Annotated in this window: 18 protein-coding genes and 1 tRNA gene; 15 read left to right on the forward strand and 4 right to left on the reverse strand. The window is 48.6% G+C overall.

The genetic code is table 11. The annotated features are described in order from the left end of the window. Nucleotides 1-145 precede the first annotated feature (145 nt). The 3 genes from BLX24_RS12335 to BLX24_RS12345 form a co-directional block, all read right to left on the reverse strand. Entirely contained in the window at nt 146-925 is a 780-nt protein-coding gene (locus BLX24_RS12335) for a patatin-like phospholipase family protein (protein ID WP_071503444.1), read from the reverse strand. Nucleotides 926-1,024: 99 nt separating this feature from the next. After that, complete coding sequence (locus BLX24_RS12340) at nt 1,025-1,861, reverse strand: MBL fold metallo-hydrolase (protein ID WP_071503445.1); 837 nt, start codon at nt 1,859-1,861, stop codon at nt 1,025-1,027. 78 nt (nt 1,862-1,939) lie between these two features. After that, nucleotides 1,940-2,013 (reverse strand) — tRNA-Ile (locus tag BLX24_RS12345). A gap of 218 nt (nt 2,014-2,231) precedes the next feature. On the opposite strand from BLX24_RS12345, the gene BLX24_RS12350 reads away from it, so the two are divergent. From BLX24_RS12350 to lpxA, 4 genes are all read left to right on the forward strand, one after another. Further along, the gene (locus BLX24_RS12350; RefSeq protein WP_071503446.1) at nt 2,232-3,506 is read left to right on the forward strand and encodes an HD domain-containing protein; all 1,275 of its coding nucleotides are present in this window, start codon (nt 2,232-2,234) and stop codon (nt 3,504-3,506) included. 168 nt (nt 3,507-3,674) lie between these two features. Continuing rightward, nucleotides 3,675-4,703 (forward strand): UDP-3-O-(3-hydroxymyristoyl)glucosamine N-acyltransferase, encoded by a 1,029-nt coding sequence (gene lpxD, locus BLX24_RS12355; protein WP_071503447.1) that lies wholly within the window; start codon nt 3,675-3,677, stop codon nt 4,701-4,703. Nucleotides 4,704-4,748: 45 nt separating this feature from the next. Continuing rightward, nucleotides 4,749-6,143, forward strand: coding sequence for a bifunctional UDP-3-O-[3-hydroxymyristoyl] N-acetylglucosamine deacetylase/3-hydroxyacyl-ACP dehydratase (locus BLX24_RS12360; RefSeq protein ID WP_071503448.1), 1,395 nt, complete (start codon nt 4,749-4,751; stop codon nt 6,141-6,143). Nucleotides 6,144-6,215: 72 nt separating this feature from the next. After that, nucleotides 6,216-7,007, forward strand: a complete 792-nt coding sequence (gene lpxA, locus BLX24_RS12365; protein WP_071503449.1) for an acyl-ACP--UDP-N-acetylglucosamine O-acyltransferase — start codon at nt 6,216-6,218, stop codon at nt 7,005-7,007. A 106-nt stretch (nt 7,008-7,113) separates the two neighbouring features. On the opposite strand, the gene pyrR is transcribed toward lpxA, so the two are convergent. Continuing rightward, a complete protein-coding gene (pyrR, locus tag BLX24_RS12370) occupies nt 7,114-7,653 on the reverse strand; it encodes a bifunctional pyr operon transcriptional regulator/uracil phosphoribosyltransferase PyrR (RefSeq protein WP_071503450.1) in 540 nt (179 codons plus the stop codon). Nucleotides 7,654-7,759: 106 nt separating this feature from the next. Between pyrR and pth the strand changes: the two genes are divergently transcribed. From pth to BLX24_RS12425, 11 genes are all read left to right on the forward strand, one after another. After that, nucleotides 7,760-8,320 carry an aminoacyl-tRNA hydrolase gene (gene pth / locus BLX24_RS12375; protein ID WP_071503451.1) on the forward strand — a complete coding sequence of 187 codons (561 nt, stop codon included), beginning with the start codon at nt 7,760-7,762 and terminating at the stop codon, nt 8,318-8,320. Between the two features lie 240 nt (nt 8,321-8,560). Beyond that, nucleotides 8,561-8,998, forward strand: a complete 438-nt coding sequence (locus BLX24_RS12380; protein ID WP_071503452.1) for a hypothetical protein — start codon at nt 8,561-8,563, stop codon at nt 8,996-8,998. Between the two features lie 199 nt (nt 8,999-9,197). Next, on the forward strand, nt 9,198-12,038 hold the full coding sequence (locus tag BLX24_RS12385; protein ID WP_071503453.1) for a M16 family metallopeptidase: 2,841 nt from the start codon (nt 9,198-9,200) through the stop codon (nt 12,036-12,038). 225 nt (nt 12,039-12,263) lie between these two features. Further along, nucleotides 12,264-13,073: a FecR family protein gene (locus BLX24_RS12390; RefSeq protein WP_071503454.1), complete on the forward strand. Its 810-nt coding sequence runs from the start codon at nt 12,264-12,266 to the stop codon at nt 13,071-13,073. A 152-nt stretch (nt 13,074-13,225) separates the two neighbouring features. Then, on the forward strand, nt 13,226-16,240 hold the full coding sequence (locus BLX24_RS12395) for a SusC/RagA family TonB-linked outer membrane protein (RefSeq protein WP_071503581.1): 3,015 nt from the start codon (nt 13,226-13,228) through the stop codon (nt 16,238-16,240). A 46-nt stretch (nt 16,241-16,286) separates the two neighbouring features. Continuing rightward, nucleotides 16,287-17,981 (forward strand): RagB/SusD family nutrient uptake outer membrane protein, encoded by a 1,695-nt coding sequence (locus BLX24_RS12400; protein ID WP_071503455.1) that lies wholly within the window; start codon nt 16,287-16,289, stop codon nt 17,979-17,981. A gap of 205 nt (nt 17,982-18,186) precedes the next feature. Then, a complete protein-coding gene (locus tag BLX24_RS12405) occupies nt 18,187-19,110 on the forward strand; it encodes a sugar phosphate isomerase/epimerase family protein (protein ID WP_071503456.1) in 924 nt (307 codons plus the stop codon). A 97-nt stretch (nt 19,111-19,207) separates the two neighbouring features. Beyond that, on the forward strand, nt 19,208-19,954 hold the full coding sequence (locus tag BLX24_RS12410) for a 3-keto-disaccharide hydrolase (RefSeq protein ID WP_071503457.1): 747 nt from the start codon (nt 19,208-19,210) through the stop codon (nt 19,952-19,954). Nucleotides 19,955-20,086: 132 nt separating this feature from the next. Next, nucleotides 20,087-21,433 carry a Gfo/Idh/MocA family protein gene (locus tag BLX24_RS12415; protein ID WP_071503458.1) on the forward strand — a complete coding sequence of 449 codons (1,347 nt, stop codon included), beginning with the start codon at nt 20,087-20,089 and terminating at the stop codon, nt 21,431-21,433. A gap of 29 nt (nt 21,434-21,462) precedes the next feature. After that, nucleotides 21,463-22,482 (forward strand): DUF6807 domain-containing protein, encoded by a 1,020-nt coding sequence (locus tag BLX24_RS12420; RefSeq protein WP_071503459.1) that lies wholly within the window; start codon nt 21,463-21,465, stop codon nt 22,480-22,482. 180 nt (nt 22,483-22,662) lie between these two features. Continuing rightward, nucleotides 22,663-25,065, forward strand: coding sequence for an SdrD B-like domain-containing protein (locus tag BLX24_RS12425; RefSeq protein WP_143092652.1), 2,403 nt, complete (start codon nt 22,663-22,665; stop codon nt 25,063-25,065). Nucleotides 25,066-25,161: the final 96 nt, after the last annotated feature.

Consider the following 25,161-nt stretch of genomic DNA (forward strand, 5'->3'; position numbering starts at 1 on the left):
ATTCTACTTTTAGAAAGTAAAACACAAGTATACTTAAGCCAAGAAATTTGTTAAGAAAATGACACAAGGCTGGTAACCAAGAGGCATAAAAAAGCCCCTCAGCGTTAAAAGACTGAGGGGCAGGGCTTAAACAAAAAAAATAAAACTACACAAGTTGCCGGGCAGGAGCAGCGAGCATTTTACTGATCTGCGCGTCAATCGAATGAGTATATGTGTAACCAATCCGGAACAAATCGCGGGCCCGGCGCACATCAAAGACATCGAATTTTGCGAGTTCCGGTGGCTCAATCAAGACGTTACATCTGGCAAAACGATCTTTGGTTTTGCTCTGTACGGCCAGTACCAGACTACGCTCCACTACCCCACGGATCGACGTAACGGGCTTCTGCCATTGTACCGGATTACAATGTGACCCAATGATATGATCAACTTTGTTTTCGAGCACTTCGACAGGCATGTTATTCAGAATGCCACCGTCGATATACTGTTTCCGGTTCAGCAGCATCGGCTCAAAAATACCGGGCAGACAACAGGACGCCAGAATTGGCCGGATCAGCTCGCCGCTGTTAAATTCAACAACTTCTCCCTGATTCAGGTCAACGGCTACGACATGCAGCGGAATTTTCAGGCCTTCAAACGAATCATGAGGAAAATATTTCTGATAGATCGGGAAAGCAGTATCAATCCGTAACAACCCCATCCGGTTCCAGGCCGGCCGCAAATGCCTGAAGATACCGGCACTTTCAATAATCCGGAGCCCTTCGTCGGGTGGATAGCCTGCGGCCAGCAGCGCCCCGGCAATGGCTCCGGCACTCGTTCCTGACACACGGCTTACCGTTATACCTTGTTCCTGCAACGCCTTAATGACGCCCAGATGCGCAATCCCGCGCGCTCCGCCTCCTGATAAAACTAAGCCTATATTCATATTGATGGGCAAGACTTAATCATGTCTGTCTGTTGTAATAGGTGTATATATTACCAGCAACGACGAAGCAAATCATTTAGTTTTTCAGGAACTTAAGTCTTAGATAAAATCTGCCAGACGGCCACTTGCGTTTATACGGATTCCCTTTTCGGTATGTTCGACAGTAGCGGCTTCCGTAATCGGGTCATGTTCAAACACCAAAACCCACTGCTCTGCGGCGGCTCTTTCAAGCAAACGCGCTTTTTCTTCCATAGTCAGCAAAGGCCGCACATCGTAGCCCATTACATAGGGCAGCGGTACATGAGCAGAAGACGGTATCAGATCCGCGCAGAAAAGGACTTTTTTACCAGCGACTTCAATCAGCGGAAGGGTCATTTTTTCGGTGTGGCCATCAACAAACTCCGTCTGTATGCCAGCCAGGCCAACCGGCGTTTCATCCAGAAACCGGAGTTGCCCGCTTTCCTGCAATGGCAGCAGATTCTCTTTCAGAAACGACGCGCGCTCTCTCGGGTTGGGATGTACAGCACATTGCCAGTGAGCAGCATGCACCCAATAGGTGGCATTGGCAAAGGCAGGCACGATTGCCGCCCCATCCCGTACGGTGGCCCCGCCAACATGATCGAAATGCAGGTGGGTCAATAAAACATCGGTAATATCAGCGGCATCATAACCGGCTGCCCGAATGGATGACAGCAGGGTAGCATCGCCATGCGGGTCGTAGTAACTGAAAAACTTAGCATCCTGCTTGTTACCCATACCGGTATCGACCAGCATCAGCCGGTTTCCTTCTTCAATGAGCAGGCAACGCAATGCCCAGGTACACAGGTTTCGTTCGTCGGCAGGGTTCAGGCGGTTCCAGATCGATTTGGGCACAACGCCGAACATAGCCCCTCCATCCAGTTTAAACAGACCGGTATCAATCGTATGCAGTTTCATGTATGTATATCAGTAAGGTTTAGAATGGCAAATAAAACAAAATCCCCGCCGAAAAAATCCGGCGGGGATCGCTTTGTGTGGGCCAGCCAGGACTCGAACCTGGGACTTACTGATTATGAGTCAGGCACTCTAACCGACTGAGTTACAAGCCCGTTGCTATAGTTTATACCTTCATAGCCCTGCAAATTTACATTTTTTTCGAACAGGATAAATAGAATTCCTGAAAATTAGTTAACCGGTCTGCCACACTACGGGTTTGTTAACAGTACGTTTCCGGTGCTTAGAAACGAATGCAGGCTATTTTTCCGTTTCTTTACAGGGAACCTGCGTAATCAACAAACGAAGCACCCCCTGGTAGCCAATTTGACCGATGTCAGCATCTATAAAACGAAAAATACTGAATGACCCTGTTTACGGGTTTATCACTATACCCAATAAACTTTTGTTCGATCTGGTAGAGCACCCTTATTTTCAGCGGTTGCGCCGGATCAAACAACTGGGGTTATCCGAATATGTATACCCTGGTGCTCTGCATACCCGCTTTCATCATGCGCTCGGCGCTATGCACCTGATGGGTGAGGCCATTCAGACGCTCCGCAGCAAAGGGCATCCGGTTTCAGACGATGAATGCACGGCCGCCCAGGCCGCTATTTTGTTACACGACATCGGCCACGGTCCCTTTTCACACGTGCTGGAATCCTGCCTGCTCAACGATGTACCGCACGAAGCGGTTTCACTTCTGTTAATGCAGGACCTCAACCGGCAAATGAACGGTACGCTGGATCTCGCAATCCGGATGTTTGAAGGGACCTATGAACGGCCCTTTTTTCACCAGCTCATATCGAGTCAGCTCGACATGGACCGCATGGATTACCTCAACCGCGACTGTTTTTATACCGGTGTGGCAGAAGGTACTATCGGTGCCGACCGTATTATCAAAATGCTTGATCTGGTTGATGATCAGCTGGTGGTAGAAGCCAAGGGCATTCTGAGTATCGAAAACTTCCTTAATTCGCGCCGGATCATGTACTGGCAGGTGTATCTGCACAAGACGTCAATTTGCGCAGAGTCGATGCTTATTCAGGTTTTCCGGCGCGCCCGCTTCCTGATTCAGCAAGGCGCAACGGATCTGGTGGCCTCCCCTGCCTTTCTGCTCTTTCTGACTGAAGATATTTCCCTAAGCAGGTTTCGCCGGCATCCGGAATATCTGCAGGCATTTACACAACTCGATGATCACGACGTCTGGTTTTGCCTGAAGGCCTGGACTACCCACAGCGACCGGATTCTGTCGACAATCTGTACCATGCTTGTCAACCGGCACCTTTATAAAATCGTATTAGCAAAAGAGCCGCTTGCACCTGAGTTGTTCGGCGAAATTGAATCGCAACTCAGGAAACAAGGGTTGACCGATGAGGAGCTTTCGTATTTTATGGTACAGGGACAGGCCACGAATGCCGGTTATTTGCCTTCCGGAGACACTATTGATATCAAACTAAAGTCAGGCCAGATTATTGACATTGCCGATGCGTCTGACCTGCCCACAATCAAGGCATTAACCAATATCGTACGCCGCCACTACATTTGTTGGGCAAAAGACTTAACAGACTTATCAGTAGCAGCGCAAAAGCCTGAATTCAGCCGCTGACAATTAGCTGATTCCCATGCCTCAATCTGCATCAGCACTATTGTTTTGGACCTGTTCAATATTTTTTTAAATTATTCGAATAAACATCCGAATAATCCTATTTGTTCTCTACCTTAGCGGCAAAAAAACCGTTCCTAAATAACGGTCAGTAAGCGTTACTCTAAAAGCATGGAGTTTACAGTCAGGCAGATTGCAACACTGCTGGATGGAAATGTTCAGGGTGATGATTCTTTATCAATCAATACGTTAGCGAAGATTGAGGAGGGTACACCCGGAAGTGTTTCATTTTTATCCAATCTAAAATACGAGCCTTTTTTATATACGACTCAGTCATCGGCAGTCATTGTTGACCGTACATTTGAGCCGAAAAAACCGGTTTCAGCTTCTTTAATCTTTGTAGAAAACTCCTATTCTGCTTTTACAAGGTTACTGGAAGAATATCACCGCTTTATTTCATACAGCCGTACCGGCGTAGAACAGCCATCGTTCATCGGCGAAAATAGCGAGGCTGGTGAGCATATCTACCGGGGTGCGTTTTCCTACATAGGCAAAAACTGCAAAATCGGCCAAAACGTCAAGATTTACCCGAACGCCTACATTGGTGATAATGTGACAATCGGTGATTCGTCTATTATTCATCCGGGTGCCCGAATCCTCGACAACTGCGTGGTCGGTAATCATTGTACGATTCATCCGAATGCCGTTATTGGCAGCGATGGTTTCGGTTTTGCTCCTCAACCCGACGGTAGTTATAAGACAATTCCTCAATTGGGGAACGTCATTCTGGAAGATTTTGTAAGCATCGGCGCCAATACGACGATCGACTGTGCGACGATGGGGTCAACTATTATCCGACAGGGCGCTAAAATAGATAACCTGGTACAGGTTGCTCATAACGTTGAAATCGGGAAACATACCGTTATTGCGGCACAAACCGGCATTTCGGGGTCTACCAAAATTGGTGACCAGTGCGTTATTGCCGGCCAGGTCGGTATTATCGGACATATTTCAATTGCCAGTAAAACTAAAGTCGGTGCCCAGTCGGGTGTTATGAAGCCGGTAACCGAAGAAGGCTTATCGCTCAACGGTTCACCTGCTTTCGATCTAAAAGAAAGCATGCGTGCTATTGTAGTGTACCGTCGTTTGCCTGATATGGAACGACGGCTGCTTAGTTTAGAAAAAAAGACCGGAAATTAGGTATCTGAACCCCATAACCCTTGCTCAGATACGAATCATTAAGCTATGAATATCAAACAGCAAACAATCCAGAAATCCGTTTCGGTGTCGGGCGTAGGTCTACATACGGGGGTATCTGCCACGATGACTTTTCTTCCGGCTCCGACGAACCATGGATTTAAGTTTCAGCGTACGGACTTACCGGGGCAACCTATTGTCGATGCCGACGTAGACAACGTCGTCGATCTGTCGCGCGGAACAACGATCGAGCAAAGCGGCGCCCGCGTCCATACCGTCGAGCATACACTGGCGGCGCTGGTTGGCTTGCAGATCGATAATGCACTGATTCAACTGGATGGCCCCGAACCTCCCATCATGGATGGCAGCTCGATTAAATTTGTAGAGGCTTTACTGGCGGCGGGTATCGAAGAACAGAATGCCAACCGCAACTACTTCGAAGTAACCGAAGCCATTCACTACCAAAATCCCGAAAAAAATATTGAGATTGCAGCGCTGCCGTTAAATGATTACCGGTTAACGGTTATGGTTGACTATAACTCCCGGGTTATCAGCAGCCAGCATGCAACCCTCAATGATATTACCCAGTTTGCCGACGAAATTGCCAGTTGCCGTACATTTGTTTTCCTGCATGAGCTGGAGGCCTTGTACAAACAGAACCTGATCAAAGGCGGTGATCTGACCAATGCTATTGTCATTGTTGACCGCGAGGTCGAAGAAGGCGAGCTGGATTATCTGGCCACGCTGCTCAACAAACCCAAGGTAGGCGTCAACCGGAAAGAAGGTATCCTGAATAACCTGGAGCTGCACTACCCGAACGAAATGGCACGCCACAAATTGCTGGACATGGTTGGTGACCTGGCGCTGGTTGGCCGTCCTATTAAAGGACAGATTCTGGCAGCGCGTCCCGGCCATGCCGCTAACGTAGCATTTGCCAAAAAAATAAAAAAACAGATTCAGAAAACGGCACAAAATCAGGTTCCGCAGTACGACCCGAAACAGCCGCCGGTGATGGATATCAGCAAAATATCCGGCCTGCTGGCCCACCGCTATCCGTTCCAGATGATCGATAAAATCATCGCTCTGGACGAAACCAGCGTGGTAGGCATTAAAAACGTGACCATGAACGAACAGTTTTTCATGGGTCATTTTCCGGGTAATCCGGTAATGCCGGGTGTAATGCAGCTTGAAGCGATGGCACAAACAGGCGGCATCCTGGTACTGAGCCAGGTTCCGGATCCTGAGAATTACTGGCCCTATCTGATCGGTATCGAAAACTGCCGGTTCCGCCGCAATGTTCTTCCGGGAGATACTGTTATCTTCCGCTGCGAATTTACGTCGCCGATGAAACGGGGTATCGTAAAAATGCAGGGACGGGGTTACGTAGCAGGACAGCTTGTTTGCGAAGCCGATATGATTGCCAGTCTGGTAAAGAAAAAGTAACCTGGTAATCAGTGTTTTTCAAACTGTGTTTACTCCACAAACGGATTCACTGATTGCTGACCACTAAGAAACATGATTCAACCATTAGCATACGTCCATCCGGAGGCCAAAGTAGCACCGAATGCTATCATCGAGCCTTTTGCCATTATTCACAAGGACGTGGAAATTGGCGAAGGAACCTGGATTGGTTCTCATGCCGTGATCAACGAAGGCGCACGTATCGGTAAGAATTGTAAAATTTTTCCTGGTGCTGTTGTCTCTGCGATCCCTCAGGATTTAAAATATAAAGGTGAATATACCCTGACCATTATTGGTGACAATACGACCTTACGGGAGTACTCTACCATTAGCCGGGGCACCGAAGAACATTGGAAAACTGAGATTGGCTCCCATTGCCTGATCATGGCCTATGCACACGTTGCCCATGATTGCCGGATTGGCAGCAACTGCATTATCGGTAATACGGTACAGATGGCCGGCCACGTGACACTGGGCGACTGGGGTATTATCAGTGCCTTCAGCGCTGTCCATCAGTTTGCACAGATCGGTACCCACGCCTTTATTTCGGGTGGGTCGCTGGTTCGCAAGGATGTGCCGCCGTTTACGAAAGCAGCCCGTGAGCCGCTTACCTACGCAGGTATTAACTCGGTAGGTTTACGCCGCCGCGGTTATACAAACGATCAGATTAACCAGATTCAGGAAATATACCGTTACATCTATCTGCGTGGTTTAAACAACGCAGAAGCACTAAGTGCCATTGAACTCGAGCTACCTCCTTCGGATGAACGGGATGAGATTGTGAACTTCGTACGCAACTCGGAGCGCGGCATCATGAAGGGCCCCGGCGGCAATGACCGCGACTAGTTTTTAACGTTGCTGATTGTTTCTGCGTATTGCTTTACGGGAGTTGCCTCCGGTAAAGCAATACGCAGAAACAATCAGCAACTTCATATCCACCGGAAGACATGTTTTAGCCGATCAGCCAGATCCGGTCGGCTTCGCTCCCCTGCTCCGTCCATTCAACCAGTACCCGCTGCGATTCAAGCGTATTTACCCGCATACCGGTATAGTCAGGTTTAATCGGTAAATCACGGTTATATCTCCGGTCAATTAAAACCAGTAACTCAACTTTACGTGGTCTGCCAAAAGCGGTCATGGCATCCAGTGCGGCCCGTACCATACGGCCGGTGGCCAGTACATCGTCGATCAGAATGACATTTTTATTTTCTATCAGGAAAGGGACCTGGGTTGTATTCGGGCGCAAAGGCGAATCCCGGCGACGGAAATCATCCCGGTAAAAGGTGGCATCGAGGCGACCAACCTGGATGGTTTTTCCCAGTAGCCGGCTTAGTTCACGACTTACGCGTTCAGCGAAATAAATCCCCCGGGGCTGCATGCCTAAAATAACGGTATTATCAAAGGACTGATGATTCTCGATTAGCTCCTGGCACAACCGGCTGATAACAATCTCTAATAAAGGGCTGCTTAAGATAAGGCGCTGTTGGTTCATAGATCAAAAATAGTAGTTACGGGTTTGTGGTTTGCGGTTTGCGGTTAGTTTTTCAGGGCAAGGATTACGATTTTTGCATTTTTTCGCCGTAGACAAACATATACACATGAAGTTTTTACTTGTTGGCCTCGGAAATATTGGTGCCGAATACGCTCTTACCCGGCATAATGCGGGCTTTATGGTCCTTGATCGGCTAGCGGCCCAAAATGGTTTCAGCTTTTCACTCAACCGCCTTGCCTACACCGCCAAATGGTCGTACAAAGGCAAACAACTTTTCTTTATCAAACCAACTACGTACATGAACCTGAGCGGTAAAGCTGTTCAGTCATACATGCGACAGGAAAATATTCCGGTTGAAAATCTGCTGGTTATCACCGATGATAAAGACTTACCGTTCGGTAAATTACGTATGAAACCAAAAGGGTCTCCCGGCGGACATAACGGTCTTAAACACATTGATGAAGTATTGGGTACGCAACAATATGCCCGTCTGCGCTTTGGGATAGGCAATGATTTCGCCCGTGGGCGTCAGGCAGATTTCGTTCTTGGCCAGTTTCCGGAAGCCGAATTAGCTGAATTACCCCAACATTTAGATAAAGCCGGAGACGCTATCCTTGCATTTTGTACTATGGGCATACAAAATGCCATGAATAATTTCAACCAATGATATAACTTTTTAAAGAACTTTCACTTTTTTTAAAATAAAATTTTGCACTGATTACTCTTTTTTAGTCAAAATATTATTCTGTCTTATTGCATAATTTAGTCAAAAATTCAGAAAAATACCAACAAAACAAAGCTTTGTACTTTTATTTTATTCTGATTTCATGGTTTTTAGATTTTGTAATCTTCAAACTTCTATGGACCTTTGTGCGTTCTCAAAACAAAAGCAAAATAGAACAAAACAATGAAATCGCGTGTTATCTTTGCATCACTGATTCTTGGATTAGGATTAATGATCACCAAGGCAAGCGCGGCTACCACCATCACTGATGATAGCCCGGCTTCCAAAACGCCGGCAAGCGCAATGCTAGTTAATGGCACAGAAAAGCAATTCGCCGCTTATGTTGAACAAAAAGCGCAGCTTTTCAGCCAGGGAAATGATTGGCAAAACTTTATGCGGGTTGTCTCGTTATATAATAATAATCCAGTCTCAGTATTATCCGTTAGCGCCGCTGACCGTGACAAATTTAATGAGGCTGCGTCACAAGTAACAAAAGCACTGGCTAAGCAACCGGCAAACACCGAAACGGTACGCTGGATTAAGCAGGCCGACTTTACAAAACGGGTAATTAATTACCTGTGGTCAACAGAGACTCAGATTCAGGAAGCAACTGATTTATAATAGGTTAACCCTAAAAAAATCAGTAAATCCCGGAACAGAAATGGGTAAAAGTTAGTTTTTCATGTAGAAAAGGTTAAGGGTTTAGGAATAGTCAGTATAAGGCTCTCTGCGAAGATCAGGGAGCCTTATCTTTTTTATATCCAGTCAAATATTATCTTTATACCATACGTTATTCTACGTATCTTTTCCCATCCGCTTAATGAAAGCACTATTCTTATCAGTCTGTCTGGGTTGTACTGCCGTTTTTTTACAGGCACAATCCGTTCCTAAGAAGCCTGCCGCTGCTTTGCCACCGGTTTCCACCAATCTAAATAAGCCTATTCCATTTGACCCTCAGGTTAAAACCGGGAAACTACCCAACGGCCTCACCTACTACATCCGGAAAAATACTGAGCCTAAAAACCGGGCAGAGCTACGGCTGGTGATTAAGGCCGGTTCGGTGCTCGAATCCGACGCTCAGCTGGGCTTAGCTCACTTTATGGAACACATGGCTTTTAATGGCACAAAGAATTTCCCTAAAAATGAGCTCGTCAGCTTCCTTCAGACTTCAGGCGTACGGTTTGGAGCAGATTTAAATGCCTATACCAGTTTTGACGAAACGGTTTACCAGCTTCCGGTACCGACTGATTCGGTCCGGCTATTCGAACGGGCCTTTCAGATTCTGGAAGACTGGGCTCATAACATCACCCTTGATCCGGTTGAAATTGATAAGGAACGAGGCGTTATCCTGGAAGAATGGCGCCTGGGACGCGGAGCCCAGCAGCGGATGCGGGACAAATATTTCCCCCTTATCCTTAATAATTCACAGTACGCTAACCGGTTACCAATAGGCAAAGAAGATATTATCAAAAACTTCAAGCCGGAGGTATTACAACAGTTCTACAAAGACTGGTATCGCCCGGACCTGATGGCAGTAATTGCTGTCGGGGATTTCGACATCGCTAAGGTCGACAACATCATTAAGGAGAAATTCGGCCGGATTCCTGCCGTTACGTCTCCCAGACCAAGAACAGAATACTCAATCGCTCCGCATCCGGATACCAAAGTCGTTATCCTGACTGATCCTGAGCAACCTAATACGGTTGTGCAGGTGATTACGAAGCGGCCTGAAATTAAGGAGAGAACGCTTAACGATTTGAGGGAAAGCCTGAAAAGAAGCCTGTTCAATGCGATGTTGGGCAACCGGACCGAAGAGGTGAAACAACAGGCTGATCCTCCGTTTGCATTTGGATTCAGCAGTTATGGTAGCTTTCTGGGAAATCTTGACGCCTTTACGTCGGTCGCGGTTCCTAAAGATGCTACAGATGTTGAACGGGCAATCAAGGCTGTTTTGAACGAGAACGCACGGGTACAGAAATTCGGTTTTACCGCTACTGAGTTATCACGTGCAAAGCAGGAATTACTCAACGGCGTGGAACAAGATTATAAAGAGCAGAACAAAACCCGCTCCTCGACACTTGTAGGACAGTATGTTCAGCATTTTCTTAACGGACAGTCTTCGACCGGAATCGCTTACTACTACGAGTTTGTTAAAAAGAACCTGAACGGCATAACCTTGCCGGAAGTCAACGCACTGGTGAATCAGTTCATTGCCGACACCAACCGTGCGGTAATCGTAATGGCACCGGAGAAAGACAAAGACAAGCTCCCGACAACGGATCAGATACTTTCGTATATCAACAACACCGGTCAAAACCTGACGGCCTATGTTGACCAGACCGTCAATAAGCCTTTACTAGCCAAAGCCCCTACTCCCTCGCCGGTAACCAGCGAGAAAAAAATAGCAGACATTGGTGTCACCGAGTGGACCTTAAAAAACGGCATTAAAGTTGTTCTGAAGCCAACCAATTTCAAGAACGACCAGATTCTGTTTTCGGCCATCAGTAAAGGCGGAACGTCTCTCTATGACCTGAACGATTTGCAGAACGCCCGGTTTGCTTCGACCCTGATCTCGCAGGGTGGTACCGGTGAATTCAATCAGATTCAGCTGGGCAAGTTTCTGGCCGGTAAATCCTTAATTATTTATCCATACATCAGCGAACTCGATGAAGGTATGAACGGATTGGCCTCCCCTAAGGATCTGCCAACGGCGCTCGAGCTATTACACAGCTACTTCACGCAACCACGCAAAGACCCTGATGTTGTCAAAGGCTTCTTATCAAACCAGCGTGGCTTGCTGGCTAATCAACTGGCAACCCCAACGCCGAACAAGGTATTTCAGGATACAGTAGAGGTAACCTTGGGCAATCATAATCCGCGTCGGTACCCGCTCCAACCGCAGGATCTCGATCAGATTGACCTTGATAAGGCACTGAAAATCTATCAGGAACGTTTTGCTGACGCCAGCGACTTTACCTTTTTCTTTGTCGGCAGTTTCGATGAAAAAAAGATCCGGCCTCTGATTGAGAAGTATATCGGAGGATTACCGGCCGGCAGCACGCATGAGTCATTTAAAGACCTCGGCATCCGCGCACCGGAGGGTCAGATCAGTAAAACGGTTTATAAAGGCATTGATCCTAAGAGCAATGTCCAGCTCGTATATACCGGAAATTTTTCCTGGACCCCCGAAAATGCTACGCAGGTTGATGCACTTGCCGAAGTCCTTGAAATCAAACTCCTTGAAAAATTACGGGAAGAGGAAAGCGGGGTTTACGGTGTAAGTGCCAGTGGCTCCTACAGCAAATATCCGGCAGAACGGTACAGCTTCAGGATTGGTTTTGGCTGTGCACCGGAAAATGTTGACAAGCTTGTTAATAAAACCCTTGAACTTATCGATGACCTGAAGAAAAACGGTGCCGATCCGAAAGACATTGCTAAGTTTAAGGCAGAAAGTATGCGTGACACTGAACTTCAGTTGAAAGACAACGATTTCTGGTTGGATTATCTTACGAATCAATATTTCAATGGGGATGATTTATCTGAAGTATTGCATGAGACAGAAGTGCTGAATAAAGTTACTCCGGAGAGTACTAAAAATGCAGCTAAGCACTATTTTAACAGCAACTTTATCAAGTTTGTCCTTTTCCCGGAAAAAAAGTAGCCATATTTTACTTTGTTTATACTAAAGTAGTCTGCCGAAAAGTAGACTACTTTTTTTTCACCATTTTGATCAAAAAAAAATAGAAAAAGGCTAAAAAAATCGTCGAATATGTCAATAATATGTATTTAAACGTTAATTTTGCCATCCTGGAAAGGTCTAAAAATAAGTAGATTTCGTACAGGTTCGTGCTTTATCGGTATATCTAACCTCTGATCGATTTAGTTCATGAAGCCATACGCTACCTATTCTGCCGAAGAGCTAGCCCTCGACGACCTGTTTGTTCGTTGGGTGAAGCATCCTTCCGACGCAGAGGTCGTCAGCTTCTGGAATAACTGGTTAGTAAGGCATCCTGAATGTTATCAAACGGTAGAAGATGCCCGGCAACTGATTCTGACGTTTTCGGCTCCTTTACCGGAAGATCAGCTGGCTGGTGAAGATATTTCTACCCTTTGGCGACGTATACGTGTTTCACTACAGGAAATAGATGATGTAAAAACTTTACAACCCAATATTCAGAATGTCATTGCGTGGTGGTACTTCATTCGTACTGTTGCAGCGCTTATTGGCATTGTTCTTTTTGTCGGATGGGCACTCTGGATACAATGGAATCCACCCCTTCTCACAATCCGTACGCAAGTAACAGAGAATCAAACTGTCCGCCTTCCCGATGGCTCAAGAGTGAAGCTTCACCCAAACAGCCAGCTGCGCTACGCTAACCAATGGACCGACGAAAATCCCAAAGCGGTCTGGTTGACCGGCGAAGCTGATTTTGAAATTGCCCGCTGTGCCTTTAAGGCGCCGGATCAGCAATTCCGCGTGCACCTGTCTACACTGACTCTTTCGTCGTGTAGTACAACGTTCAGGGTTTCTGACTGTAATTCCGACACACGGGTTACCCTGGTTACAGGTCAACTGGATGCGTTTCTGCCAACTAAAAAAGAATCATTTTCCCTTAAGCCTGGAGAAACCATTGTCGTCAACGATGGAAAGGTGACAATTACCCGTTCCGGGCTCGCTGTAGCGAAACTTGACTAACAATAAATAAACATTTACCAACCTAATTCTTATCTTAATTTCTCATGAAACACGCTCTCCGATCTAAGCATCGGTCGGGTGCGCAGTCTCTGCGCCTGACAGCCATGTGCATGGCAGCCGGTCTGCTTCTGACCGCACCGGTTCTGGCAGCAATGCCCCGGCTTACTTCCACCGTTCAAAACCCGCAGCAGGAACGTACCATCACGGGCAAGGTTACCTCTTCCGATGACAATGCCCCGCTACCGGGCGTAAACGTAGCCGTGAAAGGTACTACGCGCGGAACAACAACGGACGCATCAGGTACTTACCGCCTGTCTGTACCGGCAGGCAATGTCGTTATCGTCATTTCGTCCGTTGGCTTTATCTCGCAGGAAATAACGCTGGGTAACCGCGCTTCCGTCGACGTTAAACTACAGACTGATACCCGCGCGCTGAACGAAGTCGTGGTGGTTGGTTACGGTACACAGAAGAAAAGCCAGACAACCGGTGCAATCACCTCAGTAGGTGCAAAGGAAATCCAGGAAATGCCGATTACAAACCTTGGTCAGGCCCTGCAGGGCCGTGCTGCCGGGGTAGACGTGACCCAGACCGGTTCAAAACCAGGTACTGTTCCGAAAATCCTGATTCGTGGCCGCCGTTCATTCAGTGCCAGTAATGACCCGCTTTATGTAGTGGACGGTATTCCGCTCTCGGCAGGGTATGAAGACATGAACCCAAATGATGTAGCCTCTATGGAAGTCCTGAAAGATGCGACCGCTACGGCCATCTACGGGGCACGGGGTGCTAACGGTGTCGTACTGATTACAACGAAGCGGGGTGCTCAGAAAGGCAAAACAACCGTTAGTTATGATACTTACGTGGGGATTTCTAAACCACTTGACAAAGTAAACCTGTTCAACGGTTCAGAGTTTGCTGAGTTTGTCCGCGAATCATACCGCGCTACCGGTGGCTATAAAGATGCTAATGGCAATGCCGTTCCGACAGGTGTAGCCGATCCGGTAGCCGATGCCAAAGTAGCGGTATTAGGCGGTGACCCTGCCGTTGCTAAAGGTATTGCCAACGGAACCAGCACTGACTGGCAAAGCCTGATCCTGAAAAATGGTGTCATGCAAAACCACTCAATCGGTGTTCAGGGTGGTACTGAGAAAACACAGTTCTATATTTCGGCCGGTTATTTCCAGGATAAAGGGATCTCGGATGGTCTGGATTTTACCCGTTATTCACTGCGGGCAAACATCGACCATCAGGTAAATAAAGCACTGAAGGTAGGTCTTTCATCCTATATGATGTATAGCCTGCGGAATGGTGAGAACCTGAACCCGTATGGCTTTTCCATCCAGCAAAACCCATTGGCAGTGCCGTATGATGATAAAGGCAACCTTATCTTCTCGCCAACTAATGACGCCCTACTGACTAACCCGCTGTATGAAATTATACCTGGTGCTCAAGTTGATGAAACAAAGCGGTACCGGATGTTCAACAGTCTTTTTGCGGAAGTTAAAATACTGGATGGCCTGAAATACCGTGTTAACTTTGGGCCAGACTTTACGCTGTCACGCTGGGGCCGCTTTATCGGTGCGGCTACCAATGCACGTAAATTCGGGGATCCGCAGGCCACTAACGAAAACCGCTGGGGCTTCAACTGGACACTGGAGAACATTGTAAATTACACAAAGACCTTCAAAGGCGTTCATAATCTGAACGTTACGCTATTGCACTCAATCCAGCGTGACAACTACGATGTATACCGCACCGATGTACAGGGCGTGCCGGCTGAAACCCAGCAGTTCTACAACATGGGCGCTGCCAGCTCGGTACTGGGTACAGCCAGTTCACTAACGCAATGGACGATCAACTCGTACATGGCCCGTGTCAACTATGACTTCAACGATAAGTACCTGATTACCGCAACGATCCGTCGTGACGGATCAAGCCGGTTCGGTGAAAACACCAAATACGGTAACTTCCCGGGGGTCGCTTTGGGCTGGAACGTCAGTAACGAACCGTTTCTGAAAGCCGTTCCGTGGATTGACCTGTTAAAACTGCGTGCCGGTTACGGGGTAGTAGGTAACCAGGCGGTATCACCTTATCAGACGCAGGGTTTGTTATCCCGTACGGCCTATGCATGGAACACAACAGCTGCTTTCGGTTTCCGTCCTAACACAATCGGTAACCCTGACCTTCGTTGGGAAACGTCTGCTACATCGAACATCGGTCTCGACTTCAGCTTCTGGAGAGGCCGCCTGCAAGGCTCACTGGAATTGTATCAAACCAACACAACAGCCCTCCTGTTAGCCGATCAGCTGCCTGGCTCCATTGGTTTTGGTGCAGTAACCCGTAACGTGGGTGAGACCCGTAACCGTGGTATCGAATTAGGCTTTACGACCTATAACATCAACTCGCCTTCCGGCTTCAAGTGGAACACAGACTTCCAGTTTACGAAGAACACCGAGGCTATCCTGTCGCTTTACAACGGTAAAGTAGATGACTTAGGTAACGGCTGGTTTATTGGTCGCCCGCTGAGCACTATTTTCGACTATAAGAAAGTGGGTATCTGGCAAACTGAAGAAGCTGACAAGGCAAAATCCTATGCCAGCGAAGTAGGTCAGATCAAAGTGCAGGACACCAACAACGATAGTAAAATCAATGCCGATGACCGTGTCATTATCGGATCAGACGTTCCGCAGTTCAGTACTGGTATTACCAACCGTTTCTCTTACAAAGGTTTTGACCTGTCGTTCTTCTTCTTTGCCCGTGTCGGTAATATTATCCGGAGCGAATTCCACCGCAACAACAACGCGCTAGCCGGCCGTTATCAGCAAATCAAAGTAGACTACTGGACACCAAACAACCCGACAAACGAGTTCCCGCGTCCGAAGAGTAATCAGGAGTTCCCGGTGTACAACACAACCCTGCTCTACTTCGATGGTACGTTCGTCAAACTGCGGAATATCAACTTTGGCTATACGTTTACACCAGCCATTGCTCAGAAGCTTCATATGGAATCACTGCGTCTGTATTCAAGCATTCAGCAGCCGTTCATCTGGGCTAAATACCGGAGCAAGTACAATGGTGTCGACCCTGAAACAACCGGCTTATCAGCAGGTGGTACGGGTGTAACGCCGGCAACAACCGTGTTCACTGTTGGTCTTAATGCACGCTTCTAAAAACTGACTCCGTGTAAGAGACAACACATTAAACGTACAGAATCCAATGAAACTTAATCATATCTCAAAATCCCTTAAAATATTTGGTCTGGCAACGCTGTTGCTGGCCAGCCAATCGTGCAAGGATGTCCTGAAGGAAGAAGTAGTCTCCGGCATCGGCAATGATTATATCAATACAACAAAGGGCTTTAATGACGCCCTGAATGCAGCCTATTCGACCCTGCGTTATTATTATGGTACGCAGCAGGGCCTGACCATGACCGAGTATGGTACCGACATATACGCAACCGGTGCTGACGGTGGCTACAAAGGATTCCATTTTTACGACGGCCAGCTTAACCCGACTGTAGACTACCTCATCAACACCTGGGATGAGCTGTACCGGGGCATCAATACCTGCAATGCTATTATCGGACGCGCTCCGAACGTAGCCGGTGTAGCAGACGCGACCAAGAAAATCCGTGTTGCTGAAGCGAAGTTTTTGCGGGCTCACTATTACTACCTGCTCCTGATGCAGTGGGGTGGGGTTGATCTTCGGCTTACCGAAACACTGGTACCTACCAAGGATACAAAGCGTGCTTCTGAAGCTGAAATGTATGCTGCCATTATCAAAGACCTGAACGAGGCTATTACTGATCTGGAAGCCAAAGCTCAGTCAACAGATTACGGTCGTGCAACAAAGCCGGCAGCCGAGACATTGCTGGCAAAAGTATACCTCGCTAAGGCTTATTCAACCTCAAAAGCTTCTGACGATTTCAGTAAGGCAGCAGCCTTGTGTAAATCGGTAACAACCAATTACGGGTATAAATTGCTTGACGACTTTGCCAGTGTCTTTGACGAAAACAACCAGCTCAACAGTGAAGTCGTTTTTGCGGTACAGTATACCTCTGACCCGCTGACGAACCTGACCAACAATACCGGCTCTGTAAACGGTGGCAACAACCTGCACTTATTCTTTGGTATGCAGTATGACGTACAGCCAGGTATGAAGCGGGACGTTTTCTATGGCCGTCCGTTTAAGCGCCTCCGTCCGACGGCTTACTTGTTAAATACCGTGTTTGCAGATCGCGTAAACGATTCGCGTTACAAAAAGACGTTTCGTGATACATGGCTGAGCAATAATCCTGGTTCGTACAACTCAGCGGCATTCGATGATTCAAAAACACGGGTGACCTTTGCCGCAGGTGACACGGCTATCTTCATTCCGGGTGTTGAATGGACCAAAGCGCAGCGGGCAGCTAAAAAATATCAGGTACTGGTACCTAGTCAGTATAACGAAGCCCTCTTCCCGACGCTGACAAAATTCTTTGACACAAAACGTCCTGACCTTACTTATGAAGCTGGTAGCCGGGATTATTTTGTGTTCCGTTTAGCCGATGTTTACCTGATGCTGGCAGAAGCGTCTGTGGGTGCGGGTGCAACCGCCGATGCCGTTACGGCAATTAACGCTGTTCGTTACCGCGCCGGCTGGCCAGGCAAAAAAGACAACATGTTGGTGACGACTGCAACACTGGACCTGATCATGGAAGAACGCGCCCGTGAACTGGCCGGTGAGCAATCCCGCTGGATTGACCTGAAGCGGTGGGGCAAGCTGGTTGAACGCGTAAAACTGTACAATCCACAGGCAGCCGTCAATATCAAAGACTTCCACGTGCTGCGCCCGATTCCGCAAACACAGATCGACCGTAGTGCCAAAGGGTCTGACGGGAAATCCGTTTTTGCTCAAAATACAGGTTACTAACCCGTTTGTAATATAGCTAATACGATTAACGCCCCGGAAACCAGTGGTTTCCGGGGCGTTTCTTTTTACGGCATTTTCCTGACAAACTGAGTATGAATGCACTTCGGGCTTCTTTTCCAGACAAACCAATCTAAGCATTTTCGTTCGCTGACACACCTGCGCTGACGCCCGTCAACGGCGGTTGTGTTTAATTCAAGACATAGTTATGCAGGACTCTGTAAACAGACGCCGGTTTCTTCAACTATTTGGCGGAGCTGCCCTCACCGCATCCATCAGCGCGGATTTATTAGCCGGCTCGCTCAGGAAAAGCGACCTCAAAATCGCTTATTCCGCCATTACCTGGGGTGGTAAAGACGATCAGGCTATAAAAGACCTGGCCTCCCTTGGCTACAAAGGCATTCAGTTGCGGGCCAATACGTTTGGTCCCTACCGTAACAAACCTTCGGAACTCAAAGCGTTGCTGGATGAGTACAAACTGACACTGGCCATGTTTTCGAGTGGCAACGTCGAAGTAGATCCGGCCAAATTGCAGAGTACCATCGATATGCACGTGGCCCATGCCAGTTTTGTGAAAGCACTGGGTGGCTCAGCTTTCCAGATGACCAACAGTCTCCGCAAAGGGGGGGTAGCCCCGACACCTGACGAGCTGAAAAAACTCGCGCAGGTGATGAACGAAATCGGGAAACAGACGGCCGATCTGGGCGTTCAGGCAGTGTATCACAACCACATGAATCAATGGGGCGAAACCCCGGAAGAGGTGGATATCATTGTGCAGAACATGAATCCGAAATACGTGAAGCTCCTGCTCGACATTGCTCATTACAAACAAGGTGGCGGCGAACCCGAAAAGGCGGTGAAGCAATACAAGGACATGATCCACTCGCTTCACCTCAAAGATACGATGTCGCCCCTGCCCGATAAACCTGATAATCCGAAGGCCTACAAGTTTGTGGAACTCGGCCGCGGCAACGTCAACGTACCGGCCGTCTTCAAAGCCCTCGACGACATCAAGTTCAAAGGCTGGGGCGTGGTTGAGCTTGACGGTGTCCCCGAAAAAGACAAAACACCGCTCCAGTGCGCCGAAATCAACAAGGAATACATTACCAAAACCTTAAATCACCCACTTTAACAATTGTGAATGAGTGATTGGGCGCTTGAGTAAATTGTTACGGAGCTATGCGCTCAGACCTTCACTCAATCACTTAATCACAAATCACTCATTTATTATGAAGTCTTTCATCCTGACCGGCATGTTGCTGGCGGTGCTGGTGGCGGCGGAAACGCCTCAGGCACCGAATACATTGACGACAAAAGAGAAAAAAGAAGGCTGGCGGTTGCTCTTCGACGGTAAAACGACGAACGGCTGGCGCGGGGCTTATAAAGACAAATTCCCCGAAGCGGGCTGGACTATCGAGGATGGCTCGCTGACTATTGCCGGTAAAGACGGACGCGAATCACAAAACGCGGGCGACATCGTCACCAACGATGAGTTTACCAACTTCGACCTGATGTTTGAGTTCAAACTGACCGAAGGCGCCAACAGCGGTGTCAAATATTTTGTGCCGGAATACTCACCAAAGCCGTCAGGATCTGCCTATGGCCTCGAATTTCAGGTGCTCGACGATGCGAAACACCCTGACGCCAAAATGGGCCGCGATGGCAACCGGACCATTGGCTCGCTGTATGACCTGATTCCGGCCGTGAAAGACAAGGTAGTGAAGCCCATCGGCGACTGGAACCAGGGCCGTGTTATCGTGAAAGGTACCCACGTAGAACACTGGCTGAACGGCCATAAAACGGTTGAATACGAGCGGGGCAGCGAAGCATTCCGCAAACTTGTCGGCATGAGTAAGTACGCAGCCCCGTCCTATAATTCGCACGGCCCGTTCGGTGAAGCCCCTAAAGGTCATATCCTCCTACAGGATCACGGCGACCGGGTGTATTTCCGCAACATTAAGATCCGGACCCTATAGTCTGAATAAACCGATAATGAGTAATGTACAATGAGTGCGTTTCATGATCCATTGTACATTACTCATTCTACAGTTTTCATTACCTTATTTACCAACCCTTTAACATTATTCATTCGTTAAATACGATTAACCATGGAAAACCGCAGAGATTTTATCAAAAAATCGGCACTGGCAGGCTTAGGCATGAGCTTTTCTGCCAGTAGCTACGCCCGTATTCTGGGAGCGAACGAGCGCGTACGAGTAGGCGTAGTTGGTTTCTCAGACCGTTTCCGCAGTGCGCTGGCTCCTAGCTTTGCCAGCCACAGCAAAGACCTGAATTTCGAGTTTGTTGCCGTATCAGACATCTGGAGCCGCCGCCGCGAAGAAGCCGCCTCATTCCTGAAAGGCAAAGGCTGGGCAAGTGATAATTTTGTACAGTGCCGTAACAACGAAGAACTATACGACCGTAAAGACGTTGATGCGGTGATTATCTCGACGGCTGACTTCCAGCACGCCCTGCACTGTGCTGAAGCCGTTGAAGCAGGCCGCGACGTGTATGTGGAGAAGCCATTTGCTGAATCGCTGGAAGACGCCCGCAAAGCGCTGAAAGCCGTTGAAAAATCAAAGAAAATTGTCCAGGTTGGTTCGCAGCGCCGGAGTACCCCTAACTACTGGGCAGCCAATGACTTCATCAGGTCGGGTAAGTTCGGCGATATCATCATGGTCGAAATGACATGGGATGTTAACCAGCCGGGCCGCTGGCGCCGTCCGAAACTGGTGTCGGAAATCCGGAAGGAAGATACCGACTGGAAACGCTTCCTGATGAACCGTCCGATGGTCGACTGGGATCCGCGCAAATATTTAGAATTCCGGTTGTTCTACCCGTATTCATCAGGTATTCCGGGCCAGTGGATGTCGCACCAGATTGATACCGTACACTGGTTCAGCGGTTATGAGCACCCACGCAGCGTAGTGGCCAATGGTGGTATTTACCTGTGGAAAGATGGCCGTGTAAACCCGGATACCTTTACGGCCGTATTCGATTACGGTCCGGACGATGATAAGTCGAAAGGCTTCCAGGTGTTGTATCACTCACGGATGACCAACGAAGCCGGTGGCACGAAGGAATTGTACTACTCTAACGGTGGTATGATCAACCTCGACACCAACAAAATTACGCCGGAAGGTGGTCTGGAAGAGCGTTATGCGAAAGAGATGGGCATGAAAGCCAATCTGCTGACCGAGCAAACCCTGCCGACAACCGGTGAAAAAATGGTCACGTCGGCCAATACCGGAGCTGACCCGATGACTTCACGCCACATGCGTAACTGGATGGAGTGCGTACGGAGCCGCAAGGAGCCGAATGCACCGGCAAAGGCTGGCTTCAATCACTCGGTTGCCAGCATCATGTCGACCATCGCTTACCAGACCGGCAAACGCGTGACATACGATAACATCAAGCAAGAGATTCTGGCAGACGGCAAAGTAGTAAAAGTATAGGCTACCCGTTTTCACGATGTATCGTTAACATGAAAAAAGCCATATTACTCTGCCTGGTAGCCAGCACAATGGCTATGGCACAAAAGAAAGCGCGTATTCAGATCACGCCGAATGACGCACAGAAAAAGATAGAGGTCACGGTAGACGATAAGCCCTTCACGGCCTACATCTATCCGGGCCCTGATGTGTTGAAGAAACCGGTGCTGTACCCGATCCGGACGGCAGGTGGTAATTTTATCACCAGGGGCTGGCCCATGGACCCGCGCCCGGGCGAACGCATTGACCACCCGCACCACGTAGGAATGTGGTTCAATTACGGAGATGTGAACGGCCATGACTTCTGGAATAACTCTAACGACGTGAAAGGCCACGGCGGCCCGTTCGGCACTATTGTCCATACGGGCGTTAAATCGATCAAAAGCGGCAACGATCAGGCCGAACTGACCGTCACGGCCGACTGGCTCGATAAGGACGGCAAGCCGATGCTGAAAGAAGAAACGACCTTTGTCTTCCGTGGCAAAGGAAACGAGCGTTCCATCGACCGGAGCACGACCCTGAAAGCGCTGGACAAAGATGTTGCTTTTAAGGATAACAAGGAAGGCATGATCGCCATCCGGCTAGCCCGTCAGCTGGAACACCCGTCGAACAAACCAGAGGTTTTTACCGACGCCAACGGTATTGCCACAAAGGTGGCTCAGATGGATAACAGCGGTGTGGTTGGTCACTACCACAGCAGCGAAGGCGTGGAAGGTGAAGACGTTTGGGGCAAGCGCGCCAAGTGGATGAACCTGACCGGCGAGCTTAACGGCGAAAAGGTCTCTATCGCGATCTTCGACAATCCTAAAAACGTCGGTTACCCAACCTACTGGCATGCCCGGGGCTATGGCCTGTATGCCGCCAACCCGCTCGCACCAAGTGTATTTACCAATGGCAAGGAATCGCCAATGAATTACACCCTGCCAGCCGGTAAATCGGTGACGTTCCGGTATAAGGTCCTGATTACGTCAGGGGCCGTTTCGGATGCGGCGCTGAATGCAATGGGGCAGTAACCTTTATAGTCCTGATATAAAAAAAGCCTGTAAAACAAGTTGTTTTACAGGCTTTTTTTATATTACGCCACCAACACAAATAACTATAAACCAATACATTAAACCCAATTATACATCTTTATCCCCAACTGGCATACATTTTGTTACTGAGTTAGGCATAACGACAAAAGTCAACTCAGTATGTTCTCTTTTAGATCTTGGTGTACTGGTTGGTTCTGGGCTAGACTTTTTGTTTTCACCCTGACCCCATCCGTTTTCCTTCTGGCACAAACTCCCTGTACCAAGCCTGATGCGGGTCAGGATATTACCATTCAGACGCCTTCCTATAAATTACCTAATGCACCGGCCAATAACTTCTGGTGTCCGGTAACGACTAACCCCGGCAGCGCAACCATAAACGCGCAGACAGGTCAGATCAACGGAATGACGACGCCAGGCAAATACCGGTTTATTCTGTCATCCATCGCCGATGGTATGACCGGACACGCAGGACAGGTATTACCACAGGACGGGCAACTGCTCAGCAACAAACTTAACGGGCTGGAGGTACTTAACAACGGCGTTATCCGGGTAGGTGTAGACTCCCGATATGGCGGTGCGATTACACATCTGGCCTCCGCTACCGGCCCCAATATGGTGAATAACTTTGACCTTGGCCGGCAGATTCAGATTGGTATCTATGATGGTCCGGTTCCCTTTACCCCACCGGGCGTTGAATTTGATCAGGGTTGGGCGGCCGGATTAGGGTATAACCCCATCCAGGCCGGCGACGTTTTTCACAACCCTTCCGAGGTTGTTGCTTTCGAAAAGCGGGATAATCTGTTGTATGTTAAAACGATTCCTAAGCATTTTCACCTCAAAAATTATCCGGGCGAAGCCTACATTGAGCATTGGGTGCGTTTACAGGGAAATGTGGTAAAGGTACACGTCAAAATGACGATGTTCCGTGCCGACAAAACCCAGTATCAGGCGCGTGACCATGAGTTCCCGTGTATGTACCTGAACGGGCCTTACCACCATATCTGGGGGTATTCGGGCAACAGTCCGTTTACGTTCGGGCAGATGGAACATGTTACGCCACCGATGGATTTTGCCAATTTCCACGTAACAGAACCATGGATGGCGGCCACCGATGCCAATGGTTTCGGTGCAGGTTTATACGCTCCGAAAAACTATTTCTGGCGAAAAGGCTATTTCGGCCGGGAATACGTTGGTGATGAGTTTTATTCCGAAACATCGTATGTGGCTGCTACCCCGTTTGAGCAGCTCGATCATAATTCAGTAACCGAATTTGATTATGAACTGGTTGTCGGGCATATCAACGACATCCGGTCGTATATCTATTCGCAGCCACGGCCGGCAACCGGCCCGAACTACCGCTTCAACAACGGGCGGAAAGGCTGGCATTACTTTGATGTACATGACACCGGCTGGCCGATTAACGGCTACCTGAACGTGCAGCTTGATGACAAGCAACGTAATCAGATCAAATCACCGGCAGCGTTCTGGCAGGGTAAAGACACCCCGAAGTTATACATCCGGGCGGCCTTTAAGACCCAGCACGATAAATTCCGTTTCTTCTGGCGAACGGTCGAAGACAGCGATTTCAAGGAACTCGGCAACCGGTTCAAAGACTTTACGATCCAGAATGACGATCTGTTTCATACCTACGAAATTGACCTGTCACAAACCGACTGGATGAATGTAAACATCAAACAGATCCAGTTCCGACCTCCTTGGGACGGGCCGGATGTGAATGGTACGGTTAAAATTGAATGGGTATCTGCCAGTCCCGACGGGCCACCGGCTGACCTGAGCGATGTAAGCGGCAATGTGTGTTCTGATACCATCACGATTACGGTAAATGCGCCGGCACGGCCGCAGGCGGGTCCCGATCAGATATTGCCTTGTAACGGTACGGAAGCTCCGACATCAGCAACCCTGACAGCCGCTACTGACGGAACCGCATGGCGCGTCCTGAGCCAGCCGGCCAGTGCCTCTGCCAGTATCAACGCACAGGGTTTTGTATCGAACATGCTGAAACCGGGCAACTACCGTTTCGTTCTTCAGAATACCAGCTTTAATACGCTCTCGGATACCGTTCAGCTTTCGGTTCCTGATTGCCTCCCGCCTTTTACCCTGACCGGCCAGGTCTTCAAGGACACTGGCGGCAAAGCCTCAAACGGTGTTCTGGACGACGGAGAGCCGCTCGTAAAGGGTGTAACGTTATCATTATATACCGATCCTAACGGCGACGGCAATCCGGAAGACGGTATACTGGTTGCGAAAACAACAACCGGCAACGACGGGCGCTATTCATTCGGCAGCTTATCAAGCAACGGCATTTACGTGCTTGTATTTGATAATAGCAATTTTCTGCCGAACCAATTGTTATGGGGGCTGCAAAACAGCACGCTGCTGCGCCAGACAAGTGTTGGCTGGGTCAGCAATGCAATTAATGGTAGTATACCGGTCAAGCAGGGAGTCAATCCCCCGGTCATTCAGCTTACGATTGGTTTTCTTGACCCTTGTCAGGCAACAACACCAGGCTGCGTGCCGATTTCGGTCAAAAGACTGCGCTGATATCTTTTATCTGGCATGAATTTTGGTAACATAAAATAACTGTTTATTCCTCCTTCGATTAGTTACCGTTTCTAAGATTTCGGCACCTAAACAAGG

The sequence above is a fragment of the Arsenicibacter rosenii genome, assembly GCF_001870735.1.
GTDB classification, from domain to species: domain Bacteria; phylum Bacteroidota; class Bacteroidia; order Cytophagales; family Spirosomataceae; genus Arsenicibacter; species Arsenicibacter rosenii.